The sequence below is a fragment of the Oscillibacter sp. UBA6647 genome, assembly GCA_002455655.1.
Classification (GTDB): domain Bacteria; phylum Bacillota; class Clostridia; order Oscillospirales; family Oscillospiraceae; genus Oscillibacter.
Map to the genome: position 1 here is coordinate 1 of DKLF01000103.1, position 7498 is coordinate 7498.

The window sequence follows — 7498 nt, forward strand, 5'->3', positions numbered from 1 at the left end:
TTTTGGAAAAGCTTTCTCATATCCCGGGAAAGCCCGGTATTATACAGGCACCTTGCTTTAAAGAGGTCCCTTGCGCCGGGTTCCACACTCCGGCGGACCGCCTGCTTCCATAGCTTGTCCCGCAGCTTTTCCTGGTGTGCTATCCTCTGCAACTCACAAGAATCCTGTGAACAATTCCAAAATATCACAAGTAGCATGTTTTGTCAAGGCATATTTTACAAGTTTCCTGTTTTTCGCAATTGACAAAGCCAAAAAATAACGATAGGATAAAGCAAAGTTTAATTTTGTCCAAGAAACTGCAGGGAGGCGCACCACATGGGGTTTGGAGAACGGCTGCGGGAGCGGAGAGAAGAATTGAATATGTCCCGTCGGGAGCTGGCCGAGGCGCTGGGCGTGACGGTTTCCGCCATTGGCAATTACGAAACGGGAATCAGCTTTCCCAAGGAAGAGGTGCTCCTGCGCCTGTTTGACAGCCTGCGGGTGGACCCCAACACGCTGTACCGGGACCACTTCCGGGGCGGAAAGAGCGTTTTAAGCCACGATGAGCGGGAGGTCTTAGACCAGTACCGAAGTCTTTCCGCCGTGGGGCGGGACACGGTGCGCTCCGTGCTGGGGGCGCTGTGCCAGTATCAGGACGAACTGGAGCTTGCCCGGCCCCAGCTTGCCGAGCGGCGCATTCCCCTGTATTGCAGCCCGGCGGCGGCAGGCTTTGCCGCGCCGGTGTTTGGTGAGGATTTCGATTATGTTTCCGTGGGCGGGGACGTACCGCCCGCGGCGGAGTTTGCCGTGCACATCCGGGGCAACTCCATGTCCCCCTGGATTGCCGACGGGGCGGTGGTCTATGTGAACCGGGACCCGCTGCAAGCGGGGGACATCGGTATTTTCTGCGTGGACGGGGAAATGGTGTGCAAGCAGTATTACCGGGACCCCATGGGGACGGTGTACCTGTTCTCCCTGAACCGGGCCCGTGCGGACGCGGACGTGGTACTCACCGCCGACAGCGGGCAGACGCTGGTGTCCTTTGGCCGCGTGATGATGCATAAGCTGCCCTTGCCGAAGCGGGGTGGATAACCCGCGGCATGTTCCACCCGGCTGCTTGTTGTGCCGCCGAAACGCAGCGTGCGTGCATGGAGGTGAATGATGAGCTGTTTGACGACATTGACCCGGGCGTTCCTTACGCGGTCGCTTCGTCCATTCCGGTTTCTAAACGAATATGACGAAGCGATTCCCTTTGCTGAAAGCCGAAGGCTGGGCCTGTATGTCCATATTCCCTTTTGCAGGCAGCTTTGCTCCTTCTGCCCCTATTGTAAGGAGCTGTATGATGAGGCACTGTGCGATGCATATATCGACTGCCTTCTTCGGGAGATCCATCTGGTATGCGGGCAGACGCAGGAGAAAAAGCAGGCCACCAGCCTGTATTTCGGCGGCGGAACACCTGCGCTTGCCGTCCAGCGGATCGGAGAAATTGTGTCCGCTCTGCAAGAGCATTTCATCATTACGGAGGGCATTGGTCTGGAACTTCACCCGGACAATGTGAACGTGGAGACGCTTTCAGCTCTGCGTGAAGCGGGCGTTACGAAAATCAGCATCGGGATTCAGTCCTTCGGGGATAAATTTCTGGGGATTTTGGGGCGCAAGCGCTTTGACCCGGAGCGTCTTTCTGCCGCTCTGCGGGCCGTTCCCTTTGAAACCGTGTCCATGGATTTTATTTTTGCCCTGCCTGGGCAGACGGCGGAAGACCTAAAGGCGGATATCGCCACCGCCTTTTCCATCGGGGCAAACCATGTGGCCATCTATCCCTTTATTGACTTTGCCTTCACCGGCTCCACCGTCAAGCCCATGGGCAAACAGGAAAAGCGGCGACTGCTGGACGACATCACCCGGTATTGCGTATCCATGGAATACCGGCGGGAGTCCATCTGGACCTTTTCCGCCACGCCGGGGGCATGCTATTCTTCCATGACCCGGGAAAATTTCTTAGGCTTTGGCTGCTCCGCCACCACGCTGCTAAAAAATCAGTTCAAGGTCAACACCTTTTCCGTGGCAGAATACCGCAGAAGAATTGAGAGCGACACACTGCCCACTTCACTGACCCTGCGCTTCACAACCCGCCAGCGAATGCTTTATTACCTGTTTTGGACTGCCTATGGCACAGAGGTAGACCCCAAGGGATTTGAAGAATTTTTTGGCGTGCCGCTGAACAAGGTCTACGGCTTTGAGTTCTGGCTTGCGAAAAGGCTGGGCTTTGCCACGGAGGAACACGGAATTTTCCGCATGACGCTGAAGGGCGCGTTTTACTATCATTACTACGAAAATTACTACACGCTGGCCTACATCGATAAAATGTGGGGCATTCTCCGCAGGGAGGCCTTCCCAAAGGAAATCGTTTTGTAATTGGATATAAAAAGGCCCCGGACGCTATCACGCGTCCGGGCCTTTTATGTTGCCGGAACCTTTCAGACAGGCATTTATTCGGTTACCCTTCCGTATACGGAGCCATGGTCAAGCGGATAAAATAGCCCCGGTCATGGTCGCAGGCAGGGCATTTTTCCGGGGCGGTCTTCCCGGTGAAGACATAGCCGCAGTTCAGGCACATCCAGCCGCATTCCACGTCGGCCACGAACAAACGCTCCCGTTCCAGCAGGTCCGCCAGCAGTTCAAATCGGTCGGCGTGGGTTTTCTCAATGGCCGCGATGCGGGAGAAGGAGTCCGCAATGCGGGAAAAGCCCTCTTTTTTCGCAATTTCCGCAAAGGCGGGATAGGCGTCGCCAAATTCCTCCAGCTCGTTGTGCCGCGCCATCCGCAAAAGCGCCGCCATGTCCTGCGCCGCGTCCACGGGATACCCGCCGTCAATTTGCACCGTCTCACCGGAAAGCTCTCCCAGATGCTTGTAGAACACCTCCGCGTGCTCTTTTTCCTGATTCGCGGTAAACAGAAACGCCGCCTCGATGACGTGCAGACCCTGCTTCTTCGCCTGAGACGCCGCAAACGTATAGCGGTTGCGGGCCTGACTTTCTCCCGCGAAGGCCCGCATCAGGCTGATTTTTGTTTCGCTGTTTTTCAAATCCATAAAATAGGCCGCCCCCTTTGTGCCAGCTTGCGCAAAGAGGGCGGTTTTATTCGGATTTTAAAAAAACAGGCCGGTCGGTACGAAGATATTCTCCTTCGGAATCCGCTGCCAGTCAAATTCCGCCAGCAGACTTTCCGGGGTCCGGGACCTGGCGGAGGGATTCAGCCCCGCAAGATACGCGAGCTTTCCGATAAGCTCCTTCGGTGTGCTTCGGGAAAGCAGCGCATCCAAACTCAAATCCCCGTCCCGCTTGCTCAGCCGCCGCCCGTCGGGCGACAGCAGCAATGGCACATGGTAAAATTTCGGCGGCGTCAATCCCAGCAGCTCGTAAAGATACAACTGCCGGGGCGTGGAGGCCAGCAGGTCGCTCCCCCGCACCACCTGCGTAACCTGCATGGCCGCGTCGTCCACCACCACCGCAAGCTGATAGGCCCAAAGTCCGTCAGACCGACGGAGGAGAAAGTCTCCGCAGCCCCGGGCCAAATTTTCAGAGTACGGGCCAAGATGCCCGTCTTCAAACGCGATTTCCCGGTCCGGAACCCGCAGGCGATCAGCGGGAGGACGCGTTTCGACCCGCCCCGCCGCCTGATCGGGCGTTAATCCCCGGCAGGTGCCGGGGTAAATTGTCTGCCCATCCTCTCGGTGCGGGGCGGAGGCGGTATGAAGCTGGGCACGGGTGCAAAAGCAGGGATATACCAGTCCTTTTTCCCGCAGCGTTTCCAGCGCGGCGGCATAGCGCGCTCCCCTCCGGCTCTGGTAATAGGGTCCGTCTGGCCCGCCCGTGCTGCCCCCCTCGTCCCAAAAAAGGCCCAGCGCACGGTAGTCCTCCTCCAACTGGTCCGCACAGGCCCGGGTGCAGCGCCCCGTGTCCAAATCCTCAATCCGCAAAACAACCTGCCCCCCGGCGGATTTGGCGGAGAGCCACGCCAGAAGGCTTGTAAACAGATTCCCCAGATGCATCCGCCCGCTGGGAGAGGGCGCAAATCGGCCCCGTTCAGCCCCGTTCGTCATATAAGCCTGCGCAGGTCCGCCGTGAGACGGCCGCGTTCAATCCTGACCACGGCATAGGTGGGTCGTCCCCAATAGCCGATACTGCCGGGATTCAGCAAAAGAGACTCCCCCACCCATTCCTGCGTGGGAACATGGGTGTGCCCAAAGCACAGCAAATCCGCCTTGTGCTCCCGGGTGGCATATCCCACGTCCATCAGTCCTTCCTTCACCCGGCAGGTGTGCCCGTGGCAAAGAAGTATCCGCTTGCCCTCCAGCTCAAAAAGCTTCATAGGCGGCTCTTCCGGGCGGAAGTCGCAGTTGCCGGGGACCTGTTCCAGCGGAATATCCGGAAACATGTCCCGGAGGTGCTCCGCATCCCGCCAGCCGTCTCCCAGATGGAAGATGCGCTCCGGCCTCTCCCGCTCCAAAGCGGTCACCATATGCTCCACGTTGCCGTGGGAATCGGAGAATACCAGTATCTTCATAGAGTTCCGTCCTTCGGTTTTGATGCCGACAGTATACCCCCTACACGGCAATTTGGCAACCAAATTCGCTTTTCTTCCGCGAAACAACGGGCCTTTTCCCTTCGCGCCGGCGGCGGACGCAAACCTTGCTACCGTCTTGCATGAAGCAGCAAAACATGATAGAATTTTGTGGAACGGAGGCGAGAAATTTTTGTATCGTTATATTTTTCTGGATTTAGACGGAACGCTGACGGATTCCAAGGAAGGCATTCTGAATTCCTTGCGCTATGCGTTTGAAAAGCTTGGCAAAATCCCTCCCGGCGAGGACACGCTGATCAAGTTTATCGGCCCGCCTTTGCAGGAAACCTTTATGGAGCTGTGCGGCTTTACGGCGGAGCAGGCGTTTGCGGCGGTGGAGATGTTCCGCGAACGATATGAGCCCATAGGAAAATTTGAAAATGCGGCAACTCCGGGAATGCCGGAGTTGTGCGGACGTTTGAAGGAAGCGGGGTACGTGCTGGCGCTGTCCTCCTCCAAGCCGGAAAAGCTGTGCGTGGATATCTGCCAGCGGTTTGGCTACACGCCGTCTCTCAGCGTCATCGCAGGCAGTCCCCTCCATGGGGACCACACGAAGGCCGACGTAATTCGGGACACCTTCCGCCGCCTGAATCTGAGTGAAGCGGACCGGCCAGACATTCTGATGGTGGGCGACCGGAAATACGACGTGCTGGGCGCGAAGGAGTGTGGCATAGACTGCGTAGGCGTGGAGTTTTTTGGCTATGCCGCCCCCGGCGAGCTGGAAAAGGCCGGGGCCGTGGCGGTGGTGCGCTCCGCGGCAGAGCTGGAACAGTTCATTCTGGTGCATTGACTGGGCTTGTGCCCGTTTCTTTTTAATTTTGACCCGCTGAAAAAGCAAATGCTCTTTCAGCGGGTCCTTTGCGGGTTGGAGTCTTCTTTCCGTCTACGAAGCTTGTATTTATTAAAATTTTCTTAATTTTGTAAATATTTGTTACTAAATTTTCTCTTTTGCTTTACAATCGCCTGCAAACCCGCGTATAATGCTATTTGGTATTTCTTGCGTTTTGGCGAAAATGCCTTGATTGCATGTATAAATCATATAAAGCGGAGGACGCCGCTGTGCGGGCCGTGTTCTATAAGGAGAATCACACATGAGACGAATGAAGCGATGGGCGGCTCTGGCGCTGTCCGCCGCGCTGTGCGCCGGAATCCTGAGCGGCTGCGGCAAGGAAGAAGCCCCATCCATTTTGCCGGTGTCCGTGGGAAACGGAGTGACCACCTTTGACCCGGCCTATGTTACCACCGACGCGGACAACACGATAGCCCTCAGCCTTTACGAACCGCTGATGCGCATGACCTGCGACGGCGACGGCAACACCACAGCGACCGAGGGCATGGCAAAGTCCGTGGATGTAACGGAGAATTTTGACGGCACGGTGGTCTATAGCTTCCGCCTGCGCAGCGCCCGCTGGTCTGACGGGACAGAGGTGAAGGCGCAGGACTTCGTATACGCCTGGCAGCGCCTTGCAAATCCCCTGACCCTCTCTCCCAATGCGGCGCTTCTGTCCGTGGTGCAGGGCTACGATGCCGTCCGAAACGGGGGAGCCCCGGAGGAGCTGGCCGTCACCGCGAAAAACGACACCACGCTGGAGGTCGTTCTATCCGGGAAATACGACTGGTTTTTGACCGGCGTGTGCTCTTCCCCCGCCACTGTCCCTTTGCGGCAGGACGTGGTGCAGTCCCTGAAGGAGAAGGCGCAGGCCGCCTCCGAAACCGCCGGAGAAGACGCCGCGCCCCTGAAGTGGTGGTATGACCCCACCCTGCTTGTCACCAACGGAGCCTATCATGCTTCCGCCTATCAATCGGGGAAAACGCTGGAACTGACCCGCAGCGAGCACTATTACGGCCGGGTGAGAAACGACGGCGTGCGCGTATTCTTTGCCGACAGTCCGGAATCGGCGTGGGCGCTGTATGACGGAGAGACGGTGGATTTGGCATACGCACTGCCTCAGGAACAGGTGGACGCACAGATTGCCCATGGGCAGTCCCTCACACCGGTGCTTACCACCCACACGGTGCTGTTTAACGGGGCTCAGTACCCTCTGGATGACCCTTCATTCCGCAAGGCGCTGACCCTTGCGGTGGACAGGCAGGCCGTGGCCGCCCTTGCAGGCAGCTTTGCCAGCGCGGCGACGGGACTGGTGCCTTACGGTGTGCCCGGCAGCGCGGAGGAGGACTTCCGCACCGAGGGAGGCGACCTTTTAAACTCCTCGGAGGAGGACTATGCAGGCAACTGCGAAAAGGCAAAACAGCTTTTGTCCGGCAGCGGCTATGACAGCGGCGCCAGCAGCTATGTCAGAAACAGCGCTCTGGACTATCTCTATGTGGATGAAGGTCCGGCGGCGGCGATTGCCACCGCGCTGGCGGAGCAGTGGCGCTCCGTGCTGGGGCTGCGCATTCAGCCCCGGGCCGTGACCCGGACGGAGCTGTCCGATGCCCTGCGCACCGGGGAATACGCGCTGGCAGACGTGGACATGTCCGCGTCCGTCAACGACGCGGAGACGTTTCTCGCGCCTTTTTCCAGCAAATCCTCCCTCAACACGGCCCGCTATTCCAGCGGCGCCTATGACACCCTGCTGAAAATCATTGACAGCGCTTCAGACCCGGCGGCACGGATCGCCTGCCTCCACGACGCGGAGGTTCTTCTGCTGGAGGACGCGGCGGTTTCCCCGCTCTACACCACGGGAACGCTGTGGAAACTGCGGGAGGGCTGGTCCGGCCTGTGCCGGGACCCGAGAGGCTGGTTCAGCTTTGCGGGCGTGGCGGCTGTCTCCTGACAGGGCCGGGTATCCCGGTATGAAACTTAAACAGCGTTCGCTGCCAATTGGCGGCGAACGCTGTTTGTCATCTTTTCCTGATTTTCAGGAGTTCTCTTCTCTGTTCTTGTGGGGTTTTG

The 7498-nt window shown here is 58.1% G+C and carries 7 protein-coding genes; 4 read left to right on the plus strand and 3 right to left on the minus strand.

The features are described from left to right. The first annotated feature begins 315 nt into the window (after positions 1-315). Together B2W96_RS07745 and B2W96_RS07750 are read left to right on the plus strand one after the other, a co-directional pair. Positions 316-1071, plus strand: coding sequence for a LexA family transcriptional regulator (locus tag B2W96_RS07745; protein ID WP_293009713.1), 756 nt, complete (start codon positions 316-318; stop codon positions 1069-1071). A 69-nt stretch (positions 1072-1140) separates the two neighbouring features. Then, positions 1141-2394 (plus strand): coproporphyrinogen-III oxidase family protein, encoded by a 1254-nt coding sequence (locus B2W96_RS07750; protein ID WP_293009714.1) that lies wholly within the window; start codon positions 1141-1143, stop codon positions 2392-2394. Positions 2395-2476: 82 nt separating this feature from the next. Here B2W96_RS07750 and rbr read toward each other — a convergent pair whose 3' ends face one another. From rbr to B2W96_RS07765, 3 genes are read right to left on the minus strand one after another with little or no spacing between them, the layout of a single operon-like run. Next, on the minus strand, positions 2477-3070 hold the full coding sequence (gene rbr, locus B2W96_RS07755) for a rubrerythrin (protein WP_293009715.1): 594 nt from the start codon (positions 3068-3070) through the stop codon (positions 2477-2479). A 57-nt stretch (positions 3071-3127) separates the two neighbouring features. Further along, positions 3128-4081, minus strand: coding sequence for a tRNA glutamyl-Q(34) synthetase GluQRS (gene gluQRS, locus B2W96_RS07760; RefSeq protein ID WP_293009716.1), 954 nt, complete (start codon positions 4079-4081; stop codon positions 3128-3130). After that, positions 4078-4545, minus strand: a complete 468-nt coding sequence (locus B2W96_RS07765) for a metallophosphoesterase family protein (protein WP_293009717.1) — start codon at positions 4543-4545, stop codon at positions 4078-4080. The genes gluQRS and B2W96_RS07765 overlap by 4 nt, the downstream gene beginning before the upstream one ends. Before the next feature lie 190 nt (positions 4546-4735). On the opposite strand from B2W96_RS07765, the gene B2W96_RS07770 reads away from it, so the two are divergent. Then, positions 4736-5392, plus strand: coding sequence for an HAD hydrolase-like protein (locus tag B2W96_RS07770; protein ID WP_293009718.1), 657 nt, complete (start codon positions 4736-4738; stop codon positions 5390-5392). A 301-nt stretch (positions 5393-5693) separates the two neighbouring features. Then, the gene (locus B2W96_RS07775; RefSeq protein ID WP_293009719.1) at positions 5694-7379 is read left to right on the plus strand and encodes a peptide ABC transporter substrate-binding protein; all 1686 of its coding nucleotides are present in this window, start codon (positions 5694-5696) and stop codon (positions 7377-7379) included. Positions 7380-7498: the final 119 nt, after the last annotated feature.

Coding starts and splice junctions, on each gene's coding strand:
- B2W96_RS07745 (WP_293009713.1), top strand. CDS start 316: ATGGGGTTTGGAGAACGGCTGCGGGAGCGGAGAGAAGAATTGAATATG.
- B2W96_RS07750 (WP_293009714.1), top strand. CDS start 1,141: ATGAGCTGTTTGACGACATTGACCCGGGCGTTCCTTACGCGGTCGCTT.
- rbr (WP_293009715.1), bottom strand. CDS start 3,070: ATGGATTTGAAAAACAGCGAAACAAAAATCAGCCTGATGCGGGCCTTC.
- gluQRS (WP_293009716.1), bottom strand. CDS start 4,081: ATGACGAACGGGGCTGAACGGGGCCGATTTGCGCCCTCTCCCAGCGGG.
- B2W96_RS07765 (WP_293009717.1), bottom strand. CDS start 4,545: ATGAAGATACTGGTATTCTCCGATTCCCACGGCAACGTGGAGCATATG.
- B2W96_RS07775 (WP_293009719.1), top strand. CDS start 5,694: ATGAGACGAATGAAGCGATGGGCGGCTCTGGCGCTGTCCGCCGCGCTG.